Origin of the sequence: Neolewinella xylanilytica (assembly GCF_002934605.1) — a bacterium.
Taxonomy (GTDB): Bacteria; Bacteroidota; Bacteroidia; order Chitinophagales; family Saprospiraceae; genus Neolewinella; species Neolewinella xylanilytica.
This window is the reverse complement of the sequence record NZ_PTJC01000008.1, coordinates 1-20,552: the sequence shown is the minus strand read 5'-3', so window position 1 is coordinate 20,552 and position 20,552 is coordinate 1. Positions and strand designations below refer to the sequence as shown.

At 57.5% G+C, this 20,552-nt stretch carries 21 protein-coding genes, 1 tRNA gene and 1 pseudogene; 12 read left to right on the top strand and 11 right to left on the bottom strand.

Annotated elements, in window-relative coordinates:
• Positions 1–6 precede the first annotated feature (6 nt).
• Both CLV84_RS19725 and CLV84_RS19720 read left to right on the top strand, forming a co-directional pair.
• The gene (locus CLV84_RS19725) at positions 7–396 is read left to right on the top strand and encodes a hypothetical protein (RefSeq protein ID WP_104421569.1); all 390 of its coding nucleotides are present in this window, start codon (positions 7–9) and stop codon (positions 394–396) included.
• 76 nt (positions 397–472) lie between these two features.
• The gene (locus CLV84_RS19720) at positions 473–1,699 is read left to right on the top strand and encodes a pyridoxal phosphate-dependent aminotransferase (RefSeq protein WP_104421568.1); all 1,227 of its coding nucleotides are present in this window, start codon (positions 473–475) and stop codon (positions 1,697–1,699) included.
• Here the strand turns inward: CLV84_RS19720 and CLV84_RS19715 are convergent.
• Genes CLV84_RS19715 through CLV84_RS19705 form a run of 3 tightly spaced genes read right to left on the bottom strand, consistent with a single transcriptional unit; the run spans position 1,696 to position 5,165 of the window.
• The gene (locus tag CLV84_RS19715) at positions 1,696–2,412 is read right to left on the bottom strand and encodes an SGNH/GDSL hydrolase family protein (protein WP_104421567.1); all 717 of its coding nucleotides are present in this window, start codon (positions 2,410–2,412) and stop codon (positions 1,696–1,698) included. The genes CLV84_RS19720 and CLV84_RS19715 overlap by 4 nt on opposite strands.
• Positions 2,413–2,468: 56 nt before the next feature.
• On the bottom strand, positions 2,469–3,491 hold the full coding sequence (gene hemE, locus CLV84_RS19710; RefSeq protein ID WP_104421566.1) for a uroporphyrinogen decarboxylase: 1,023 nt from the start codon (positions 3,489–3,491) through the stop codon (positions 2,469–2,471).
• Positions 3,492–3,536: 45 nt separating this feature from the next.
• On the bottom strand, positions 3,537–5,165 hold the full coding sequence (locus CLV84_RS19705) for an acyl-CoA carboxylase subunit beta (protein ID WP_104421565.1): 1,629 nt from the start codon (positions 5,163–5,165) through the stop codon (positions 3,537–3,539).
• A 55-nt stretch (positions 5,166–5,220) separates the two neighbouring features.
• On the opposite strand from CLV84_RS19705, the gene CLV84_RS19700 reads away from it, so the two are divergent.
• The gene (locus tag CLV84_RS19700; protein ID WP_104421564.1) at positions 5,221–5,448 is read left to right on the top strand and encodes a hypothetical protein; all 228 of its coding nucleotides are present in this window, start codon (positions 5,221–5,223) and stop codon (positions 5,446–5,448) included.
• Positions 5,449–5,643: 195 nt separating this feature from the next.
• On the opposite strand, the gene CLV84_RS19695 is transcribed toward CLV84_RS19700, so the two are convergent.
• The 4 genes from CLV84_RS19695 to CLV84_RS19680 all read right to left on the bottom strand — a co-directional run bounded on the left by CLV84_RS19695 (position 5,644) and on the right by CLV84_RS19680 (position 7,947).
• Positions 5,644–5,729, bottom strand: a tRNA-Leu gene (locus CLV84_RS19695).
• Positions 5,730–5,780: 51 nt separating this feature from the next.
• Positions 5,781–6,617: a phytanoyl-CoA dioxygenase family protein gene (locus tag CLV84_RS19690; RefSeq protein WP_104421563.1), complete on the bottom strand. Its 837-nt coding sequence runs from the start codon at positions 6,615–6,617 to the stop codon at positions 5,781–5,783.
• A 59-nt stretch (positions 6,618–6,676) separates the two neighbouring features.
• Positions 6,677–7,480, bottom strand: a complete 804-nt coding sequence (locus CLV84_RS19685) for an META domain-containing protein (protein ID WP_170067793.1) — start codon at positions 7,478–7,480, stop codon at positions 6,677–6,679.
• Between the two features lie 38 nt (positions 7,481–7,518).
• Positions 7,519–7,947: a DUF1801 domain-containing protein gene (locus tag CLV84_RS19680; protein ID WP_104421561.1), complete on the bottom strand. Its 429-nt coding sequence runs from the start codon at positions 7,945–7,947 to the stop codon at positions 7,519–7,521.
• A gap of 194 nt (positions 7,948–8,141) precedes the next feature.
• Between CLV84_RS19680 and CLV84_RS19675 the strand changes: the two genes are divergently transcribed.
• The 3 genes from CLV84_RS19675 to CLV84_RS19665 are packed head-to-tail and all read left to right on the top strand — an operon-like array spanning position 8,142 to position 12,163.
• Positions 8,142–8,939 carry a 2Fe-2S iron-sulfur cluster-binding protein gene (locus tag CLV84_RS19675; protein WP_104421560.1) on the top strand — a complete coding sequence of 266 codons (798 nt, stop codon included), beginning with the start codon at positions 8,142–8,144 and terminating at the stop codon, positions 8,937–8,939.
• A gap of 11 nt (positions 8,940–8,950) precedes the next feature.
• Positions 8,951–9,943 carry an FAD binding domain-containing protein gene (locus CLV84_RS19670; RefSeq protein WP_104421559.1) on the top strand — a complete coding sequence of 331 codons (993 nt, stop codon included), beginning with the start codon at positions 8,951–8,953 and terminating at the stop codon, positions 9,941–9,943.
• A 33-nt stretch (positions 9,944–9,976) separates the two neighbouring features.
• A complete protein-coding gene (locus CLV84_RS19665) occupies positions 9,977–12,163 on the top strand; it encodes a xanthine dehydrogenase family protein molybdopterin-binding subunit (RefSeq protein WP_104421558.1) in 2,187 nt (728 codons plus the stop codon).
• 84 nt (positions 12,164–12,247) lie between these two features.
• On the opposite strand, the gene CLV84_RS19660 is transcribed toward CLV84_RS19665, so the two are convergent.
• Positions 12,248–13,174, bottom strand: coding sequence for an SGNH/GDSL hydrolase family protein (locus CLV84_RS19660; RefSeq protein ID WP_104421557.1), 927 nt, complete (start codon positions 13,172–13,174; stop codon positions 12,248–12,250).
• Positions 13,175–14,090: 916 nt separating this feature from the next.
• Here CLV84_RS19660 and CLV84_RS19655 point away from each other — a divergent pair.
• The 3 genes from CLV84_RS19655 (at position 14,091) to CLV84_RS19645 (ending at position 16,542) form a co-directional block, all read left to right on the top strand.
• Positions 14,091–14,438, top strand: coding sequence for an iron chaperone (locus CLV84_RS19655; RefSeq protein WP_104421556.1), 348 nt, complete (start codon positions 14,091–14,093; stop codon positions 14,436–14,438).
• Between the two features lie 1,153 nt (positions 14,439–15,591).
• Complete coding sequence (locus CLV84_RS19650; RefSeq protein ID WP_211295313.1) at positions 15,592–16,128, top strand: DinB family protein; 537 nt, start codon at positions 15,592–15,594, stop codon at positions 16,126–16,128.
• A 33-nt stretch (positions 16,129–16,161) separates the two neighbouring features.
• A complete protein-coding gene (locus CLV84_RS19645) occupies positions 16,162–16,542 on the top strand; it encodes a VOC family protein (protein WP_104421555.1) in 381 nt (126 codons plus the stop codon).
• Positions 16,543–17,052: 510 nt separating this feature from the next.
• Here CLV84_RS19645 and CLV84_RS19640 read toward each other — a convergent pair.
• Together CLV84_RS19640 and CLV84_RS19635 are read right to left on the bottom strand one after the other, a co-directional pair.
• Positions 17,053–17,784 (bottom strand): phytanoyl-CoA dioxygenase family protein, encoded by a 732-nt coding sequence (locus CLV84_RS19640; protein WP_211295312.1) that lies wholly within the window; start codon positions 17,782–17,784, stop codon positions 17,053–17,055.
• Between the two features lie 129 nt (positions 17,785–17,913).
• Positions 17,914–18,111, bottom strand: a complete 198-nt coding sequence (locus CLV84_RS19635) for an integrase core domain-containing protein (protein ID WP_104421553.1) — start codon at positions 18,109–18,111, stop codon at positions 17,914–17,916.
• Positions 18,112–18,211: 100 nt separating this feature from the next.
• Here CLV84_RS19635 and tnpA point away from each other — a divergent pair, with 100 nt between their 5' ends.
• The 3 genes and pseudogenes from tnpA to CLV84_RS19620 all read left to right on the top strand — a co-directional run bounded on the left by tnpA (position 18,212) and on the right by CLV84_RS19620 (position 19,372).
• Positions 18,212–18,508, top strand: coding sequence for an IS66 family insertion sequence element accessory protein TnpA (gene tnpA / locus CLV84_RS19630; protein WP_104421552.1), 297 nt, complete (start codon positions 18,212–18,214; stop codon positions 18,506–18,508).
• 25 nt (positions 18,509–18,533) lie between these two features.
• Entirely contained in the window at positions 18,534–18,944 is a 411-nt protein-coding gene (locus CLV84_RS19625) for a transposase (protein WP_146088881.1), read from the top strand.
• Positions 18,944–19,372: pseudogene (locus tag CLV84_RS19620) on the top strand (integrase core domain-containing protein). Before CLV84_RS19625 ends, CLV84_RS19620 begins: the two are co-directional and overlap by 1 nt.
• Before the next feature lie 257 nt (positions 19,373–19,629).
• Here CLV84_RS19620 and CLV84_RS19610 read toward each other — a convergent pair.
• Positions 19,630–20,286: a hypothetical protein gene (locus CLV84_RS19610; protein WP_104421548.1), complete on the bottom strand. Its 657-nt coding sequence runs from the start codon at positions 20,284–20,286 to the stop codon at positions 19,630–19,632.
• Positions 20,287–20,552: the final 266 nt, after the last annotated feature.

Sequence of the window (20,552 nt, the reverse complement as noted above, 5' to 3'; positions counted from 1 at the left end):
CTATCCGTGATTTCATCTTTACGCACGCTTTGTGCCCTGCTTTTCTTTGCCGTCGTTAGTCTAAGCTCCTGCGATGTCGAAAAAACCTTCTACATCGAAAACAAGTCCACCGCAACCGTGCACATGGTCCTTAGCGATCCCATTTGCGATCAGTTCAACGTGCTGAAGTCCCTCGCTAAGGACGGCCGGATCACCCTGAAGCCAGGTTTCGATACTACCTTTTTGCTGGGCCCGGGCGGTTGGGACGATCGCACCGAGCGCTTCGATCTGCGGGAGTGCATTGATAACTCACTGGTGCCCGTAGGCGGCGGGGAAGACGGCGTCGGCGAAAAACCCGCTTTCTTTATGAACCAGTATGGTTACAAAGACCACGAAATGAAACTCATTTTCGAGTAAGGATCACCTTCAGCGACCCGTCGGTGCTGCGGTAGCGAGGACTAAGGTTATCTTTGACGTAAGTACTGCCTTCCCCATGCCAAATGTCTCCCACCGTAGCCAGACGGTGCCGCTGTCGCCCTTTCGAAAATTGATTCCGCTCGCCGATCGGGCAAAACGGGCCGGTAAGCATATTTACCACCTGAATATCGGCCAGCCCGATATCAAAACCCATCCCCAGGCGGTAGCGAAATTTCGTCAGCTCCCCTGGCAAATTCTGGATTATAGTCCCAGCAACGGTATCGACAGCTACCGCGAGGCCCTGTGCGGGTACTACCGGCGCTTCGATGTGTCCCTCACCGCGGATGAGATCATGGTCACTACCGGTGGCTCCGAAGCCATTCTTTTCTTTATGCTGGCCTGCTTGGACCCCGGAGATGAGATCATTATCCCGGAACCGTTCTATGCCAATTACAATGGCTATGCCCACATTGCCGACGTCCGGGTAGTACCGATCACCTGCAAGATTGAAGACGGCTTCAGCATTCCCTCCGCCGAAGCCTTTGCGCGTAAAATTACCCCCCGCACGAAGGCCATTGTCATTACGACTCCCAATAACCCAACCGGAGCCTGCTATAGCCGCGACGAGCTCGACCGCTTATCTGCCATCGTTCGTAAGCACGACCTGTTTTTTTGTGCCGACGAGGTGTACCGGGAATTCAGCTATGACCATCCACTACAGTCCATTCTGCAGTTGCCTGACCTGGAAAAGCATGCCATTGTCATCGATTCGGTCTCGAAGCGGTACAGTGCAACGGGCGCGCGGGTCGGATCGTTGGTTAGTCGCAATCTCGAAGTACGGGAAAGTGTCGATCGTTTCGCCAAGCTGCGGTTGAGCCCCCCCGGACTCGGTCAACGGCTTAGCGAGATCATGCTGGAAGACGACGGTAGCTACCTCCAGGGCGTCAAGGAGGATTATCACCAGCGCCGGGATACCGTTTACCAACGCCTAAGCCGCATGCCCGGTGTTTATTCCTACAAACCCGGCGGTGCCTTTTACTGCTTCGCCCGCTTCCCGATTCACGATAGCGAGGATTTTTGCCGTTGGCTTCTCGAAGATTTTGAGTACGAAGGTGCAACCGTCATGCTCAGTCCGGGACCGGGCTTTTACGCCACTCCCGGCCTGGGCTACGACGAGTGCCGCATCGCCTACGTCCTCAACTCGGAAGACTTGGAACGAGCCATGGACTGCCTGGAAGAAGCCCTAAAGGTGTATCCGGGCGTGGACGCGGAAGCCATGGCTTCCGGCAAATTGCAGGCTTAATCCCGCGCCCGCACCCGTTCGGCCACCCGGTCAAGTAAGACTGATTCGACCCACCGTCCGTATTGCAAACCGCTGGGGTGGAGGTTGTCCTCCGCCACCAGCAGCGGCTCGGCTAGACCCTTTCGGGAGATGTCGGTAATGTCGTAAAACATAACCCCCTTTTCTGCGGCGATCCGGGTGGCGGCGGCGTTAAATCGGTCGATTTCCTTGCTGATCGCTTCGTTCCCACCACCAAACGGGGTGTACGCGTAATCGGGTATCGAAAGAACGAAAACGCTGGCCGTATCCCCCCCGGCAAAACCGATGGCGGACTCGAGTAATGCCGAGAAGCGCGTTTCGTACCCTTCCACCGCGAAGCCCTGGTACAGATCGTTTACCCCGATGAGCAGACTGACCATATTCCAGTCGTTACCCGGCGGATCGGCCAGAAGGGCGTTAGCGAGGTTGTCGGTCCGCCACCCGTTTCTGGCAACGATCTCCAGCGGTAAAAGTCGAATGCTTTCCTGCTCCAACAGTGCCGTTGCCAACTGGTCGGGCCAGCGTTGCTCGGCCTCGACGCTGGTCCCGATGGTATAGCTGTCGCCCAGTGCTAAGAAGGATAGGGTGGTATCGGATTCCACGGTGGAGTCGGGTAGGGATGGCGGTTGAAAATCGTTGTCCTCGTTGTCACAAGCGAAACAGAGAACGCAGCAGAAAAATAGGAGGATACGCATGGTACAAGCTACGGAATCGTCACCGCCCCGGTTTTAGCGTATTGCTGGCGCCTTCCTCAATAGCGGTAAGCTTTAACTGCATTGACGAACGCTTTCACCCCGTCCAGCGGAGTATCCGGGTAGACCCCATGACCCAGGTTGGCGATGTGGTGGCGTCCAAATCTGTCCAGCATCTTTACGGTAGCGGTGGCAACTTGCTCGGGCTTGGCGTAGAGTTGGGTCGGATCCAGGTTCCCCTGCAGGACTTTGCCCTGCACCTGCGCTCGTGCCGCCCCGACATCCGCGATCCAGTCCAACTGAATCACCTGACAGGGTATTTCCGCAATGTGCGGGATGGCGTGGCGCGCATCCTTAGCGAATACGGTTACGGGGACATCGTTCAGTTCCCGGCAGATCAGGTCGATGTACCGGAGGGAAAATTCCCGGTAGTGATCGGGGGGCAGTACACCGGCCCAACTGTCGAAGATCTGGATGAGATCGGCTCCGTGGCGCGTTTTTTCCTTTAGGTAGGCCGCCGTTGCCAGCGCAATTTTCTCCAGCAGGCGGTGGCTCAGTTCCGGCTCCTGGTACAGCATCCGCCGGGCTTTGCTGAACGTTTTGCTACCTCCGCCTTCGACCATATAGGCGAAAATGGTCCAGGGAGCGCCCGCGAATCCGATGAGCGGTACCCGGTTGGCGAGCCGCGCTTTGGTGGCGTCCAGAGCGTTAAATACGTACTCCAGGTGTGCGGGCGCGGCTTCGGCGGGGCGCAGGGCATCGATGTCCGCGGCCGTCTTAATGGTTTTGGGGAAGCGGGGGCCTACCTTTTCTACCATAGTATAGTCCAGTCCCAGCGCCTCGGGGATGACCAGGATGTCGCTAAAGATGATCGCGGCGTCGACACCGAGTTCATCCACGGGCTGCACGGTTACTTCGGCGGCCAGGTCGGGGGTGGAGACCAATTCCTTGAATCCCGAAAGCTGGGCCCGGAGCGCGCGGTACTGGGGCAAAATGCGGCCGGCCTGGCGCATCAGCCAAACGGGGGGACGCTCGGTAGTTTCACCGCGGGCGGCGCGCAGAAAGAGATCGTTTTTGTACATGGCGCGAAGGTAGCAAGCCCGGGCCGGAGAAGTGTCAGCGCAGGACTAGGTTTGTACCGCCCCGACGTTGAAGCGTTCCACCGGTGCGTGGGTGGCCGCCTCGATGCCCGCGGAAATGTAGGCCCGCGTCCGTCGCGGGTCGATGATCTCGTCCACCCAGAGCCGGGCGGCGGCGTAGTAGGGGCTGGTCTGGGTGTCGTACCGCTCGGTGATCTTGTCCAGGAGTTCCTTCTCCTCCCGCTCGCTCACTTCCTCTCCCTTGGCCTTCCGGCTGCCGACCTGGATCTGCAGCAACACCTTCGCGGCCTGCTCGCCGCCCATCACCGCCAGTCGGGCCGTGGGCCAGGCCAGCATTAACCGGGGGTCGTAGGCGCGGCCACACATGGCGTAGTTGCCCGCGCCGTAGCTGTTACCGACCACGATGCTGAACTTGGGTACGGTACTGTTGCTGACAGCGCTGACCATCTTCGCGCCGTCTTTGATGATACCGCCCTGTTCCGAACGGCTGCCGACCATAAATCCGGATACGTCGTGGAGGAAGACCAGCGGGATATTCTTCTGATTGCAGACCATAATGAAGCGGGCGGCCTTGTCGGCGGAGTCGCTGTAGATCACGCCGCCGAATTGCATTTCCCCCTTGCCACTGCGGACCACCTCCCGATTATTGGCCACAATACCTACCGACCAACCGTCGATGCGGGCGTAGGCGCACAGGATGGTTTGTCCGTATTCTTTTTTATACTCCGTGAAGGCGCCATTATCGACCAGTGCGGCCAGGAGGGCGCGGCCGTCGTAGGGCTTTGACCGCTCGTCGGGTAGAACGCCGAGCAGGGCCGAGGGATCGTGGCTGCCGGGCTCGCTGCGGTCAAATACGGTTTCGATCTTGGCAGGAACTTTATCCATCAGATCCCGGATGGTAGCGAGGCATTCCTGGTCGTCGGTGCATTTATAGTCGATTACGCCGCTCACCGAGGCGTGCATTTGCGCCCCGCCGAGGGCTTCTTTATCGACCTTCTCCCCGATGGCGGCCCGAACGAGGTAGGGTCCGGCCAGGAAGATGCTGCCCGTTCCTTCGACGATCAGGCTTTCGTCCGACATGATCGGCAGGTAAGCACCCCCCGCCACGCAGCTGCCCATGACCGCGGCAATCTGGGTAATGCCGAGTGCACTCATCCGGGCGTTGTTGCGGAAAATTCGGCCGAAGTGGTCGCGGTCGGGGAAGATCTCGTCCTGGAGGGGCAAAAACACCCCGGCGCTATCCACCAGGTAGATGATCGGCACGCGGTTTTCCATGGCGATCTCCTGGGCACGGAGGTTCTTCTTTCCGGTGATGGGAAACCACGCGCCAGCCTTGACCGTGGCGTCGTTGGCAACGATCACGCAGAGTCGGCCCGATACCCGCCCGTAGCCGGTAATGACGCCACCGGCCGGGCAGCCACCGTATTCCGCGTACATCTCATAGCCGGCGAAGGCACCGAATTCCAAGAATTTGCTACCCGGGTCGATCAGTTTCGCTACCCGCTCCCGGGCGGTCAATTTCCCTTTCTGGTGTTGTTTGGCGATTCGGCCGCTGCCGCCGCCCTTGTAAATCGCTTCCAGGCGGTGGTTTAGCCGCGATAGCTGCAATAGCATACTATCCTCGTGCTCGGCGGCGGTCAATTGGTCTTTGGTCATGATCGGTGGTTAGGCGGGTGAAAAGTACGATATTCGCGGCAACCCCCGGCCTGACATGAACTACAGCATCATCGGACTACTCATCGAGCTGGCGCTTTTCGCCTGTGGCGCCTACCTCTACCTTTATGCCCGCGGGATAGTCCGACCCGGCACCGGCGAGGCCCGTCAGCGTGCCGAAACCTTTCGCCGTGATAATGCTACCTGGATGCGCTTTCTCGGGCTCGCGCTGGCCGCATTGATGCTCGTGAACGTGGTGCTGCACCTGCGGGAACTGCTTGCCTAGGGAACCTCGTCGTCCGCCGACCTTCTCGTCCGCCGAGCAGGTTACGACCCTGCCTTATCGGTTATACCACGAGTGCACGATAATACTTATGAGTAATTACCGCCGCAGGACCACCGGAACCGGGCAGCTATCTATTCCAAACCAAAGCCCAAAAAAACAAAAGGCGAGGACCTCCTAAGAGATCCTCGCCAATTGTACCCGGAACGGGAATCGAACCCGTACTCCCAGTACTGGGAACTGGATTTTAAGTCCAGCGCGTCTACCAATTCCGCCATCCGGGCGTGGTAGGCCGCAAAACTACGGATTATGTTCGATTTGCCAAGCGGTGTATCCTACAACCAGACTTTTACTCCCTTCCGCCCGGATACCGCCTCCAAGGCCGGTGTCTGCAGGGGCTGGCCGGCCAGGTAGTCGTTGTAGTAGGCCGAGGGTCGGTTGCGCAGGGTGCGGCGTAAGGATTGCGCAGTGGCCTCCCCGCGGCAGGCAATATTCATGATCCCGTACTTCGTGTGGGGTGACGGCTTCTTCGCCGGAGTGCCTTTGTGGTCCAGCCGCATATCCAGGATGAGGACGTCTCCGGCCTTCGAGGGGATGGCTACCTTATCCGGGTGCCGCTCCATCCGGTCGAAGTGACTGATGCCCGCGATCTTTTTGGCCTTGAGCAGTCCTCTTTCCAGCAGACTCATGTGGGCGATACGGTGGTAGAAATCCGGGTCGTGGTGGGTGCCCGGTACGAGGGTGATTCCGCCGCCGTAGTCGGGGTGGTTGTCTTGCAGATAGAGGACGGTCATCGACGCAGCGAAGTCATCTTGCCAGTGGTACGCTTCGGCTTGCTCGTCGATGAAGGTGCTGTCTTTATGCCAGAAGTAGTAGCGGCTTTTGTGGATGGCCGGTTCCGCCAGAATGATGGGATCGGGACCAAACAACTCCGCTATTACGGCCAGGTAGCGGTCGTTGAAGATGATTTCCGCAAGTCCGGGAATCCGCTCGTAAATGTCGGTGGTGAGGTGGTCGTTGCTGTTGGGGGCGGCCGCCCAGCCGCCGTCCGCTTCGTGGCGCTCGATGAGCTGGCGGATGCGGGCAATGTCCTCCGGGGTGTAAACTTCGGAGGCCAGGTAGTAGCCCTGTTGTTGGTAAAAGTCGGTGGGAGACAGGGTAGGGGTGTACATGCACCAAAGATACGGCGGACGCTACTGGCCTGGCTGGCCGGCACCTGCGCTCCGGCGCCCTACATTGGAGAGAAGGTGGCCACAATGGCCCCGGCGGTGTCGCGCAGCACAAGGTTGTCTTCCATGAATTCGTAGGAGCTGGCCCCCTCGAGCGCCTCGAAGAACTGCTGCTCGGTGGCCAGCTCGGGGCAGGCCATCTTCGTCGCGATCGGGTGCGGGATGTCGATGCTTCCTTCTGCTACGATCGCGTATTCGGTGCGGTAGCGGTTGCACGCTGCCAATCCGGCAAGGCCGTTGCCGAGGATGGTAAAGGTGAGCGTAGGTTGGTTCTTGCCGATGTCCACCGGTGTGCCATCCAGGGTCTTCAACTGCCAGGTAGTGCCGTTCAACCCGGTGGTGTCCTTCGCCAGGTGGTAGCGGTCGGTGAGCTGGCCTTCGATGCTTTGGTTCACCAGGTCGAGTTGCCGGAGGTGGTTTTCTCCTACCTGGTAATAAATGGGCCGGTTGGTGGAGTCGATACCGAGTAGCTTGATGCCGCCGCCGTCGCGGTCCCATTCGAAGTTTCCTGTTTCGACGACCGGTTGCGCTGTCCCTCCCTCGGGAGTGGTTTCCAGGCGAAACGTTCCGTCCTTCCGAAGCTGCAGCCCCGTTACCAGGTTGTTGCCGTCGGACGTAGGCACTGTACCGATGTAGGTGCCCGGCCAGTCCAGGCTGTTCCGACTGTTATCCCCTACCGACACTTCCGGTCGGGCGGGTGAGTTGGTGGCCGGAGCGGGTGGGCGGTGACAGTGCATGGCGGTACAGAGCAGAAGGAAGGCGCCGACACCGGCTAGCAGACAACGCATCATTTTCGGTTTTGGCATGAAGGGTGGCAAGGGCGAAGATACGCTACCGTGTCCCTTCATTCGCCGAGGGTCGGCAGATGTTTGAGCCGGTGATAATTAAGCGCCATCCGGATGCAGGCGCGCGTTTCCTGCTCCGGAATTTTTTCGCCCGGGCGGAATAAAATGGCTCGGCTAGTTTCGTAGCGAAAGGTATCCCCGAACAGGCTTTTAATGGTAGGCACCAGTCGGCTGGTGCACTTGAAATACAAGGCATATTGGTTCGGGCTTTTCCGCTTCCAGGCTATCCGCAGGGTACTGCCGTGCGGAGTCAGGTAACTTGGCTCGCCCCACTTCAATGTTTCATCCAGCCGGCCGATCCTTTCGTCCGATCGGGCCACGGCCAAAATTATCGCCCGAAGTTGCTCCAGACCGGGCCGAACGGTATCCGGGTAATCGGCAAATACGCGGGCAACCCGTGGATCCGTAGTGAAAACGAGATCGCTCATAGGAGGCTAGACGGATTTATTTTGCGCCGGGGCGCGGGTGAAAAGAATGCACGGGGCCTGACCTTTCCAACAATTTACTGCCTGGTACCCATCCTTGGGGAAAAAGATTGTCAAGAACCTTTGTCCGGATGCCACGTTTGGCGAGAACAATCGCCCGCGGGCGGTTGATTTCGACCCTTACATCCCGAGTGCAAATGAGTAAGCTAAACGATTGGATCGGCAAATCCGACGACGACCTGAATGAGGACGAGCAGAAGATCTTCAACGAACTAGGCCTCTTTGGAGATTCCCGGCGAAAGTTCCTTGGGAAATTGTCCGCCGCCAGCCTCAGCATCTGGGCGGCCTCGAACTTTCGGCTGAACGCCCTCATCCCGGCGGGGGAGGAAATGCCCCCCGCCCTGAAGGCCCTGCTGAATGAAATCGAGGTGGCACTGACCATTAATAAGCAGGAGTACACCCTGAATATCGATTCCCGGACCACCCTGCTCGACGCGCTTCGGGAACGGCTCGGTCTGACCGGTTCCAAAAAGGGCTGCGGACACGGCCAGTGCGGCGCCTGCACCGTCATCATCGACGGCAAGCGACAGCTATCCTGCCTCACCCTGGCGGCCACCTGCAACGACAAGCAAGTCACCACGGTAGAGGGCCTCGCTGACGGCGACCAGTTGCACCCCGTTCAGCAAGCCTTTATCAAGTACGACGGCTTCCAGTGCGGGTACTGTACCTCCGGACAGATATGCTCCTCCGTAGCCCTGCTCGAGGAAGCCCAACGCGGGGAAGCCAGCTATGTGACCGAGGATTTCAAGGAACTTCGCCAGAACATCCAACTCTCCGAGGAAGAAATTCGGGAGCGGATGTCGGGCAACCTCTGCCGCTGTGGTGCCTACAACAACATCGTCATGGCCATCCAGGAGGCGCAGACCGGTACCGATCAGGGCAGCAAATGGAGTTTTGCCACCACCGAGGAAATGGAGGCCGCCAAGGCCAAATAAACGAACAGCAGATGCGCCCCTTTAATTTTATCCCCTCCGCTACGGTCGCGGACGCCGTTTCGGCCAGTACCGCCAATCCGGAACCCCGCTATCTCGGCGGCGGCACCAACCTCATCGACCTGATGAAGGAAGACGTCGAACGGCCGGATACGGTGATCGAGGTCGCCAGCTTGGACCGCAAGGAGATCCAACGCACCCCTTCCGGCGGCCTACTGCTCGGCGGTATGCTCAACAACACCGATACGGCCAACCACCCGGACGTCCGCAAGGATTACCCGCTGCTGACCATGACCATGCTCTCCGCCGCCACCGAGCAGATCCGCAACATGGCCACCAACGGCGGAAATCTATTGCAGCGCACCCGTTGTCCTTACTTTTACGAAACCTCGATGCCCTGCAACAAGCGGGAACCCGGCACGGGCTGCGGCGCCCTCAACGGCATGAATGCCCTTCACGCCATCTTCGGCTGGAGCGAGGCCTGCGTAGCCGTTCACCCGTCGGATATGTGCGTGGCGCTGGCCGCGATCGGGGCTACGGTCGAGGTGGCGAAACCGGATGGGACCAGCCGCCGCATCCCCTTCACCGATCTGCACCGCCTTCCCGGAGACGAACCGCAACGGGATACCATTCTCGAGCCCGGTGAACTAATCGTAGGCATCGAACTCGACGCGCCGAAGTACGCTGATCATTACTACTATCTCAAAATTCGGGAGCGTTCCAGTTACGCCTTCGCGCTGTTGTCGGTAGCGGCGGGATTGCAGGTTGAGAACGGACGAATCGCCTCTGCCGGACTAGCCATGGGCGGCGTAGCCCATAAGCCATGGAAACTGACCGCCGCGGAAGACTACCTGAGGGGTAAAGCGCCGGAAACCGGCAACTTTGAGGCCGCCGCGGCAATAGCTATGCAGGACGCCCGACCTCTAGCGGAGAACGAGTACAAGATCGAAATGGGACAGCGCGCCATCGTACGCGCCCTGGAGCAGGCTTACGCCCGCAAAGCCTGATCCCTACCTAGCCCCATAATTTACCAGCAGACCATGACCAAGCAAGCAACTACTCCCGCGGAAGCCGTTATCGGCCAGGCCATCGACCGGGTCGATGGCCGCCTCAAAGTGACCGGACGGGCTAAGTACGCCTCCGAATTTCCCGTGGAAGGACTCGTTTACGCCCAGGGCGTGAACAGCACGATCGCCAAGGGGGACATCACCCGCATCGATACGGCGGCCGCGGAAGCCCAACCCGGGGTCATCCGGGTCATCACCCACGAGAACGCGCTGAAACTGGCTTCGCCGGACGCCGATCGACTGGAGCTCAGTACCACCTCGATCGCGCCGGTGCTGCAAAGCCCGGAAATCAATTGGTACGGGGAATGGGTAGCCGTCGTCGTAGCCGAAACCATCGAGCAGGCGCAGTATGCCGCCCGGCTGGTGGAGGTGGAATATAACCGGGCGGAACCCAAGGTCGATTTTGCCCAGGATGCGGGCTACGCACCCGACGTACAACCTAAATACGAACGCGGAGACGTCGATGCCGGCATGGCGGAAGCCGACGAGCGGGTAGAAGTCACCTACCGGACTCCGGTGGAGCACCATCACCCCATGGAACTCCACGCCGTGATCGCCGAATGGGAGGACGAAAACCTCGAGCTTCACCTCTGCTCCCAGATGGTGAACGACAATGCGAAAGGCATCGCCGATACATTTATGATCCCGAAGGAGAACGTACGGATCATCGCCCCCTTCATTGGCGGCGGTTTCGGATCCAAATTACAGGCACAGGAGCACGTCATGCTGGCCGCCATGGCCGCTAAAATGATCGGCCGCCCGGTGCAGTTCACCGTAACTCGCCAGCAGATGTTTACCAATACCAGTCTGCGGCAGGAGAACCTGCAGCGGATGCGGATTGGCGCTACCCGCGACGGCAGGCTCACCGCACTAGTGCACGACACCACCTCCCACACGGCCACCAACAAGGAATATCAGGAACCCTGCGGGGCCGCCTCGAAGATGCTCTACAAGGTTGCTAACAACCGGGTGAATTACAATCTGGTGCCGATCAATCTTCCGTACCCGTGGGCGATGCGGGCGCCCGGAGAAGCTACCGGCAGCTACGCCCTGGAGTGTGCCATGGACGAAATGGCCTGGAAACTCGGGATGGACCCCGTTGAGTTCCGCATTCTCAACGATACCCAGGTCGACCCCAGCAACGACAAGCCATTCTCCTCGCGGCTGCTCACGGAATGCCTGCGCATCGGCGCGAAAAAATTCGGTTGGGCGGATCGTCCGCTGGAGCCTCGCTCCCGCCGGGAGGGCAACTGGCTGGTCGGCTACGGCGTCAGCGCCGCTTCCCGGCAGGCCCCGCTCCAGTTGAGCGCGGCGCGGGTGACGGTTTACCGCGACGGTGATACCGTGACCGCTACCGTACAAACCGACGCCACCGATATCGGTACCGGAACCTACACGATTTTGGCCCAGACGGCCGCGGATTTCCTCGGCATCCCCGTCGCTGCCGTGACCGTCCAGCTCGGCGACTCCCGCTTCCCCATCTCCCCCGGATCGGGTGGCTCCTGGGGAGCGGCCTCCTTTACGAACGGCGTACGCGCGGCTTGTATGAAGTTGATGGAAGAAATCAAAGTGGCGGCGGGCACGGATGCAACGGAGGGTCAGGGAATCGCGGATCTGATGGACGATGCCGATCTCTCGGAATACGCCGCCGTGGGATCCGCCGCACCGACCGAGGAATTCAAAAACCACTCCGTCTATTCCTTCGGCGCGAATTTTTGTGAAGTCTGGGTGGACGTCGATACGAATATGGCGCGGCTCAAGCGAATCCTGACCGTGGGCGCCGCCGGCACTATCCTGAACCCGAAGACGGCGTACAGCCAAGTACTCGGCGGATTGGTCATGGGCCACGGTATGGCCTTCATGGAGCAATCGAAGGTCGAAAAGCAGTACGGCAACTTCATCACCCGGTCGCTGGCCGATTACCACGTCCCGGTCAACCTCGACCTCGCGGACGTCCAAGTTGTCTTTCTACCCGAGGACGATAAGATCGCCAACCCCATGGGAGTGAAGGGAATCGGCGAACTCGGCATCTGCGGAGTAGCGGGCTCGCTCGCGAACGCGGTCTTTAACGCCACCGGAAAACGGATGCGGGACCTCCCAATCACGCCGGAGAAACTCATCACTACCAAAATCGAACCGGGAGTCACCGTTAGCAGGTAAGTTGTCGCCCAATGGTAGTCATCGGGCCGGACTATAAGCCACGGGCGATTTTAGCTATCCAACCCCCTTCCCCGATCGCCCAGCTTACTCGAGCACGTCGAGTAGAAGCGGTTGAAGTTCTTTTGCTAGATGCTTCTGTCCGGCATCGGAATAGTGGATCCCATCCCGAAAGTCGGCCGGCTTCAGATCGGTTTCCAGTTCCGTTATCAACTGGATGTTGTTGCTGTCGCTGAACTGGACGATCTCGAGTCCGTCGTCATTCAATTCCTGCTTCTTCAGCTCTTCCAGGGAGGCGTGGAGGTAGAGAAAGAGGGGGATGTTTTCACTGGCGGCCACGTCGCGGAAGTAAGCGAAGCCCGCGTTGAAATCCTTTTCCTCGCTAATGCCGAGGTCGGAATTATCAATCTTGTTCTGTTTGTTCTTCTTGAATAGCCGGCCTTCGACCTGCTGCCACCCCCGCTCGGCGAGTTTGCCCCAGGCGAGGGGGTAGTTCTTGGAGAAGTACTGCGGGTGGTTGTCGACGATGCTCCGTTCTAGCTTGATGTTGTCGTGGGCGTCGTGGCTGCTGAACACCAGCACGATGGCGTCCGCGCCGAACAGCCCATATTTTTTGACGTATTCCATGCCGTTGTCGGGGCCCCATGACCCCGCCGCGATATTCAGTACCCGCACCTTTTGGCCTAGCTCGTCGGACAGCGATTTTTCCAATAAAGTAGAGGCGAGGCTGTCGTGATCGGTGAGGTTTCCCCCGTTCACTACGGAATCCCCTATGAGCAGGACGATCAGCGAATCCTCCGGTGAAATCGGCTCGCTCCGCATACTGAATTCATTCGTGATGAAGTGATTGCCGTAAATTGTCCGGTCCTGGTTGGGGGAATGGATGTACTCGAAGGTATCGCTGCTGACGTGGGTGGGGTAGTCGTGCAATCCGAAATACCGGCCGACCAGCTCTCCGACCAGGAAAACGACGAGCAAGGCAATGGCAAGGAAGGTAAAGGCTTTTTTGAGCATCTCATTTGGTTTTGGCTGCGGAAGGGGCTCCGGAGCGGAAGCGGGGTGGGCGGCGGAGCGCGGGTGTGAAGGCAGTTCTGATCCGGGGCGAAATTAGGGTTTGGTTGGGACTTCGCGCCTCATGCTTCCTTTGGGATCTTTTAACCCTCTTGGGCGGGGTGGTGGGCGAGCGGCGAGCACATTCCGTAACCGGTCAAAGAAACACAGTTCTCGGAAGGAGCCAATAAGATCTCGTTAACTCAAGGTCAGCGCAACGTTGAAAGAGTTGGACCTGGTTAAAGTAAATAGTAAAAAGCACTAGAAATTCAATAAATCAGCAAACGAGATGAATGCTGGAAGAAGCAGGTATGGCTGTGTTATAATGGATTAACATAGCATGCTTTTCGTACTGACTTGGTATACACTGAATTATTGACTACTATTTAAACGGGCAAGGGTAGAGGGTATCATCTTCTCTTATACCGCGTTTAAAATGCCGCTATTGCCCCCGAAAAAGAGAACGTCAGCCAATATTCCGGCTACGTCGACCCGGGAGCACGACATATTAAATGCTTGGTTTTCGTGCGCGTTACGAAACGTATTGATGCTTATCGTGACACACGTTTTGCAACGGTCTCCCGACTACACTGCCTGCCTGTCACAGGCTAATCTCCGAGGGGGTGTGGGCGGCCTACATCCCGGTTAGTCCCTCTGCGAGCGATCTATTCGCTGAGGCAGGCGAAGCGCAAATTCGTGTCCGGACAGCCGGCTCGGATCGGGAGGCTCACTGGCAAAACCGGCCCCAGCGGCAGGTATGAATATCCGACGGATCACCCTATATTTAAACCAACGGATCACGGGGAAGCCGCCGCGAGCGATCGATGGCTCTGGTTCTCAGCCGGGCTACCAGGACTGACAGTTCTTGAATACAAGGGTTATGGTAAAGACGGGCAGGATCGACCAGTACATCGAGCAGTTTCCCCGCGACACCCAGGCTATGCTACAGCAAATCCGGGAACTGATTCAATCCACCGCTGCCGCAGCCGAAGAGACGATCAGCTATGGCATACCGTCATTTAGGTTGAATGGCCGCTATCTGATCCACTTTGCCGCGTACAAACACCACATCGGCATGTACCCGGTCCCGACCGGTAAGGAGTTCGCGGCAACCTTCTCCGCCTATAAAACCTCGGGAAAAGGCGCTATACACTTTCCTTTAGATCGGCCCCTGCCCGAAGACCTGATCCGGACGATCCTACAATATCGAATCAGCACACTGCGGTAGTAAAGGGCACGGTTCCAAAAACACGGTAGGCAGGCAAAGGCAAGTACGATATCCGCATTCTACCACGCGCCTGGCATTCCCGGGATTGCGGAAACTTGAGCACTGCTAAGCTGGTGGGGCAACCACGTTCTTGCTACCGAAGACCACAATTTGATTTCCATGCTTTGGTAAAGGCAACCGTACCGGATTGAGGCTACGGCCAGGAACCGCATTCCCAGCGCGATGACCGGATATCGTGAGGGCAGGGGTACCGTGCGAACGGCATATCGGTTCACCCCCTTCCGCCCCGGCACACCTCACGTGCAACCGGTCTTCGTCCGATGACTGAAATCCGTTTGGCTACCCGGGGTCGGACGGGGTGGGGCAGGGGGCAGCGATGTCCGCGAGAACTGTCCCTGCCCATTCGGAAAGCTGTACGCATCCGTGGGTTATACAGCCATTCGTCCCGTTGGCACCGAGGTGGAGTCAAGCCGGCATTGATAAGTTCGCTTTATGGTGGGTCGGCGTTTTAAATGAAATATGGGTGTGTGCCGGGAAAAAATTTAGAGGGATTAGTGGGAGAAACCCCAATGGGATATACGCGTAAGCCCGTAAATTTGGACCCAACAGGACGTTTGCCACCACACGCAACCTTTTATGTATTTCCAACCAGGTGAAGGCCTGATTTCCGCGGGTTCGCGCTCTCGGCAAATTAGTCATCCCCAGCCAGCGGTCGGTAGTCCATCCGCGACCCCCGAGGGTGTCTCGGGACCGCGGGCTGATAGCTTCCTTCCACCTGGGTCTTTCCACGAACGGTACTTGACACCGGGTAGGCCTAAATCCGCGATATTTCTCCTGCCCTAGGGGCCCCGCCAGGATCCGGCCGGGGCCTTTTGCTTTATACCAAGGGCTGCCAGCCAGCGCCACTCAGATTCCGGTGCGGCGAATAGCGAAAATCGTCTACCTTTCTCGGAGCAGACTTTCCGAATAGGACCAATGCTATCGTAGATGCCGGCTCCCACCGACCCGCCGAACTTGCTGCCGACGGCGTACACGGAAACGCTCGTTTGGCTACCCCTCCCCCCCGAACCGGCGCGGGGGGAGACGAAGTAGATATCCGGTATGGAACGCGTACGCTGCGAGGACCTATTAAATAAGGTACGGTTGACGACCTATGGAAGATACCTGTAAAGCATGTTTGTGGAAAAACTTTGCGGCAACCGTGGATATGCTCGAAGCGGTGATCAAACTGTGCCCTGACGCTCTATGGAAGCAGGAGGATAAATTTTACTATCTGGCCTACCATACCGCGATATTTTTGGATTACTACCTAACCTATCCCGTAGACCAATTCGACCCTCGATTACCCTACGTTCTCGTCCCGCAACGAGAACTTCCCGCGGACGCCGTAGACGACGTTCTGCCCGTTCGGCACTACTCCACAGCCGAGGTCATCTCCTCCGTACGGTTGGCCAGATCGAAGTGCCAGGCTCTGATCGGACCGCAGGCCATTCAGGACGTATCGGTACCTTGGATCACACCGGCAGAAATTGACTTGCATGGCCTCTGCCCGGGTGGGGTCATGGACTATTCGCTGTTGGATATCCTCTTTTATAATTTGCGACACGTCCAGCATCACGTAGCTCAGTTAAATTACATTCTGAGAAATGAAGCTAATTTGGCTGCGGAATGGATCTCCCAGGCCGAGTGAGTTGAGTAAAATGAACCGGCAAAATCGGCCAATATGCGCTATACCAGGCTGGTGCCCAGTGTCTTCTACCCGGATCTTGCCGACGCACTAGCCTTATTTGTCGAATGCCTCCAGTTTTCCGTCCTGCATCAGGAGGAAGCGGCAGCCCAACCCTACGCGCTAGTGGCGAAGGACGGAATCAAACTGATGCTTTTCCAGGACAGCCGCTTGGCCGGAGCGCATCATCCCGAACTCCGGATCGAAACCGAAGATATCAAAGTCGTGTACGACGCTCTTGCCGCCTCCCACCCCTACCTGCTGCATCCGAATCTGGACCGCATTACCTTACGTCCGTGGGGTGCGTGGGAGTTTGCGATTGCCGACGGGCAAGTCGGTATCCGCTTTCAACAGTGGGGCGGATCCCCCCCGGTGTAGAGTCGCTGATTCCCCAGTTGCATGCGGTGGCAGCGGGGGGCGTCGCAGGCCATTGGTACCCAGACCGCCGTCCCGTTACATTCGGACCCGTCGCGGCCTACCGCACACGCTTCTGCTGCCAGGGTCGGGCGTACCTACGCAAGGTTACAAGTTGTCCATCCTGCAACCTTTTCCCAGCCCGTAATCCGTGATGCCTGAACCACCGCGGGAAACCCCAGTACGCTACTTTGCGAGGGCAATCCCATGCCAGTGGACGGGAAGTCGAAATTCCCCGGTGGCACGTAGGCAGTCACTTGGTAGGAGGATTCCGCTGCAATTCCCGCCCCCTGGTTGGCCGACCACTGGCTCGGAGCAGGTGTGCGGGGGCCGGTACACCAAGACTTGCGTCAGCTTTATGCCCCTTACAGGCGCAGTGACGAGTCATACGGCCGGTTTGCTTATGCGTATGGCGACTGCCACAGCGCCGGGGCGGTACACCCCGGGGCCACAGCCGCAATATCCCCGAAAGCCCTAACCCGCGTGCATTATCCCAGCTACGATTGCTTGTTCCACGGGACAGAGATATGCCACATCCCCCGCAAGTGCAAATTCCCTTTTCGGAAACAGGGCGGGTTGTGCCATGAATTTCGGCTTGTCGCCGGTGTGCTGCTGCGCGGCATGAACGAGAAAGGGGTGGCATAAGTAGACGGTGCCCGCACTGCCGGTGGCCAACTCAATGTATCGATCATCGATTGATTTTGCCCATTCCCCCACTTCCAGGAAAGTACGGCCCGTTTCCCCCCGGCCAGCCAGGAAGTTCGCCACCTGGAGATGGGATTTGGGAATAAGCCTGGTGGGCGCGTCCTGCTCCGTGGTATCCGAAAAGAGAAACAGCATCAGTAAGGCACGACCTCTACTGTACACATTGATTCGCCAGCTGAGGTAATCGGATGAATCGTCGCCGGGAAACCCAGCATCGACGTGCCAACCGGTATCAACGGACGCCTTGGTGCTAGGAAACCGTATGGGAAAGCTTCCTAGGGATGTTTTAGGTAGCCAGTTATCCCCCAGTAAATCCTCATAGCACTGTACCAACACGCTGCTGTTGGCAGCCTTGATAAAGGGAGGTTGGGCAAGTTCCCCAATGCGGATGACGGGTTCCGTCCACGACGCCGGATCGCTGCGGTCAAGCTGGGTAGCTTTCCAAAGCAGATCAACCCCCTCCTCGGCCAGTTCCCGGCCGAAGGCGTGATCGATGCGCACGTATCCGGTGGTAATGAATTGGTGTACTTGTTCCTGCGAAAGGTATGGCATGTTGTTTCTGCATGGTGTCCGGTTGGACTATAGTACCTCGGGTTTTTAAACCACGGAGCCAAGTTAGTTAGTTGAAAGTTAGGCGGCGTTTTGGTACCGCTGGATAGGTTTTACTCGGTCGATCACCTGGTGATCGCGGTGGTGGTAGCTATGCAGCCATTCTTCGATTCCTTGGTACAGCTGGCGGCCGTTGTCGGCCGGATTAAGGAAGATGTGTTGATACTTGATCGTACGCGAGCAGCGCTCGATGTAGACGTTGTCCAGGGCCACTAGCAAGCGTCTTACTTCAGCTGGTCCTGTACGCTTCCCCATCCCCGTAACCACTTTTTAGTATGGCAAACCCTAATTTAGTTCACCCTGCAAAAGTGGTTTTACCATGCGAAAAATCAAGTTCACCCCCACCCAGCGCCTCGAGATCTTAGCCCAGGCCGACGCCGGTACCCCCGTAGCCGATCTGTGTCGCCAGCACCAGATCAGTGCCGCCACCTTCTACAAGTGGAAGAAGGAACAAGCCGACGAGGCCGACGAAAGCAAGCGACGGATTAAGGAGCTCGAGACGGAGAATGCCCGGTTGAAAAAGATGTACGCCGAACTAAGTATCGATCATGGTATTCTTTCCGACGGTTACGCGATGCTAAAAAAGTGGCAGGCCCAAGACGCCTCGCGGACTTAGGGGAAGGGGCCCCTAAGGCTAGCTAATGATTGGAGCGATCAGACAGCGCCGGCAGCAGAGCGTGCGCCGTATCTGTCGCGTCTTGGGTTTTCGTCGTCAGACCTACCACCACCGTTGGCGGGGCTATCGTCCGGAAGAGCGGGACTGGGAATTACAGGACCTGCTGGAGCGGACCGCCCGGCGTTTTGTCGCCTGGGGTTTCTGGATGATCTTCTACTTCCTTCGAAATCAGGGCTACGCCTTTAACCACAAGCGGGTGTACCGAGTGTGGACTGAAGCGGGACTACACCTGCGCCTGCCCCCAAAGCGGCCCCGCATCCGGCGGGAGTATCAGGAACTCTTACCTCCTGACGGGATCAACGAAGGTTGGGCAATGGACTTTTTGAGCGACTGTGTGGTAGGCCCAACCAGCAAAGCGTACGTATCGTCAACGTGATGGATGAGGGCTCGCGAAAGGCGCTTTGGACGGAGGCCCACTCCAGTATCTCGGCGCGCAAGTTGCTCGAGGTACTCAACAACCTGGTGGAAGTTCGGGGCTGTCCGGCCTATATCCGCTGTGACAATGGGCCAGAATTTATCAGCCACCAGTTGCGGCAATGGGCGGACGACCACCACGTAGAACTGAAACACATCCAGCCCGGAAAGCCGAGCCAAAACGGGCTCATCGAACGGCTGAACAAAACCCTGCGCGTGGAATGCCTAAACCAGTGCTGATTTACCGGTCTGGAAGAACTCAACGACCAACTAGAGAAGTGGTCAATGACCTACAATTACGACCGACCTCACCAGAACCTAGGCTACCAAAGCCCGGGAGCCTACGAAAAAGCAAACGAGAATATCTACTTTAGAGCGGTTGCGGCGTAGGGGAAGCGTACACCGGCATGGACGTGGCCGCAGTGTTGGCTGACGTCCTTCTATTTATGGAGCGATAGCGACTGTTTCTACACGTTAGCGTTTTCTGAGTAGTGCGGGCTGTCTCTACGCGGTAGCGGCATCCGTTCTGCGGGGGTACTATTTCTACGCGGCAGCGGCGTCCGTTCTGCGCGGGGACTGTTTCTGCGCGGCAGCGTCATCAAGGTTACGTGGATCATTCCTTGGTGGCAGGGTGATTGGTAGCCTTTTCAATCAGACTGATGAACGTACCGGAAATTGCCATCGGCGATAGTAAGAAGCGCGCCTGCTGCTTCATCTACCCTCAAAACCAAAGAAGGATGCACCAACGTGATCCTATCACCCTTTTCAATGCTGGTGTAGTTGGTTGTTCCATAAGTAACCGTGTCCGTTGTGAGCGCCCAATAGTCGACCCACCCAAAATCGGATTGCACACCGCCTTCCCCATTGTTCCAAGTCAACACCTGCCTGATGTTAAATCCTCCCTTAATAAAAATCAATTGTCTTAAAAAAAAATCAACAGAAAAGAAAATGGTATCAGTAATTAGATCTCCATCAAAATCCACAAAAATTGAATCAGGCACATCAAAATACTTAATTGAGTCGAATTCTGATTTGAGTGTTTCTATTCGATAATTTATCGCCAACAAGTTTTCATCACCTGCACCTAAATCTTCATTCCCGACAACCGCAGTAATCGATTGACTACCGTCAATCTGGTCTGGTTCGTGGGGCACAATTGAGTCTTTCCTAGCACTATCTAGTACCGCGGAGTTATTGGCTATATACCTTTCCGGTAGAGATTCAGTACGTGGTGGCCTTGGCTTAATATCCGACTCACAAGAGACTAGCAGTAGCAACAACACCGGCAAAAAGCTCAATTTCATAATTATGATGGTGAGATGGTGAAGATGCGGGCGTAATGGATATCAGCCAACGGTTACGGCGGCGCAGACCGGCTCCACCTACCAGCTCTTCGGACAACCACCAACCTCGTCCCCCAATATAAGTCATCCTCGACACCTACCCCCTCGACTGCCGGTTTGACGCTGGCGTGTTGTTCATGGCCATTAAGCTAAGTATTTTACGACATTAGATTGCGGCCGAACTTAGGGGAATGACTCACGCTCTAACCCAGTTCCTTGCCCAGCTA

Bases quoted from the DNA above. Each gene is read 5' to 3' on its own strand.
- CLV84_RS19720 (WP_104421568.1), top strand. From the start codon at position 473: ATGCCAAATGTCTCCCACCGTAGCCAGACGGTGCCGCTGTCGCCCTTT.
- CLV84_RS19715 (WP_104421567.1), bottom strand. From the start codon at position 2,412: ATGCGTATCCTCCTATTTTTCTGCTGCGTTCTCTGTTTCGCTTGTGAC.
- hemE (WP_104421566.1), bottom strand. From the start codon at position 3,491: ATGTACAAAAACGATCTCTTTCTGCGCGCCGCCCGCGGTGAAACTACC.
- CLV84_RS19705 (WP_104421565.1), bottom strand. From the start codon at position 5,165: ATGACCAAAGACCAATTGACCGCCGCCGAGCACGAGGATAGTATGCTA.
- CLV84_RS19700 (WP_104421564.1), top strand. From the start codon at position 5,221: ATGAACTACAGCATCATCGGACTACTCATCGAGCTGGCGCTTTTCGCC.
- CLV84_RS19690 (WP_104421563.1), bottom strand. From the start codon at position 6,617: ATGTACACCCCTACCCTGTCTCCCACCGACTTTTACCAACAACAGGGC.
- CLV84_RS19685 (WP_170067793.1), bottom strand. From the start codon at position 7,480: ATGCCAAAACCGAAAATGATGCGTTGTCTGCTAGCCGGTGTCGGCGCC.
- CLV84_RS19680 (WP_104421561.1), bottom strand. From the start codon at position 7,947: ATGAGCGATCTCGTTTTCACTACGGATCCACGGGTTGCCCGCGTATTT.
- CLV84_RS19675 (WP_104421560.1), top strand. From the start codon at position 8,142: ATGAGTAAGCTAAACGATTGGATCGGCAAATCCGACGACGACCTGAAT.
- CLV84_RS19670 (WP_104421559.1), top strand. From the start codon at position 8,951: ATGCGCCCCTTTAATTTTATCCCCTCCGCTACGGTCGCGGACGCCGTT.
- CLV84_RS19665 (WP_104421558.1), top strand. From the start codon at position 9,977: ATGACCAAGCAAGCAACTACTCCCGCGGAAGCCGTTATCGGCCAGGCC.
- CLV84_RS19660 (WP_104421557.1), bottom strand. From the start codon at position 13,174: ATGCTCAAAAAAGCCTTTACCTTCCTTGCCATTGCCTTGCTCGTCGTT.
- CLV84_RS19655 (WP_104421556.1), top strand. From the start codon at position 14,091: ATGGTAAAGACGGGCAGGATCGACCAGTACATCGAGCAGTTTCCCCGC.
- CLV84_RS19650 (WP_211295313.1), top strand. From the start codon at position 15,592: ATGGAAGATACCTGTAAAGCATGTTTGTGGAAAAACTTTGCGGCAACC.
- CLV84_RS19645 (WP_104421555.1), top strand. From the start codon at position 16,162: ATGCGCTATACCAGGCTGGTGCCCAGTGTCTTCTACCCGGATCTTGCC.
- tnpA (WP_104421552.1), top strand. From the start codon at position 18,212: ATGCGAAAAATCAAGTTCACCCCCACCCAGCGCCTCGAGATCTTAGCC.
- CLV84_RS19625 (WP_146088881.1), top strand. From the start codon at position 18,534: ATGATTGGAGCGATCAGACAGCGCCGGCAGCAGAGCGTGCGCCGTATC.
- CLV84_RS19610 (WP_104421548.1), bottom strand. From the start codon at position 20,286: ATGAAATTGAGCTTTTTGCCGGTGTTGTTGCTACTGCTAGTCTCTTGT.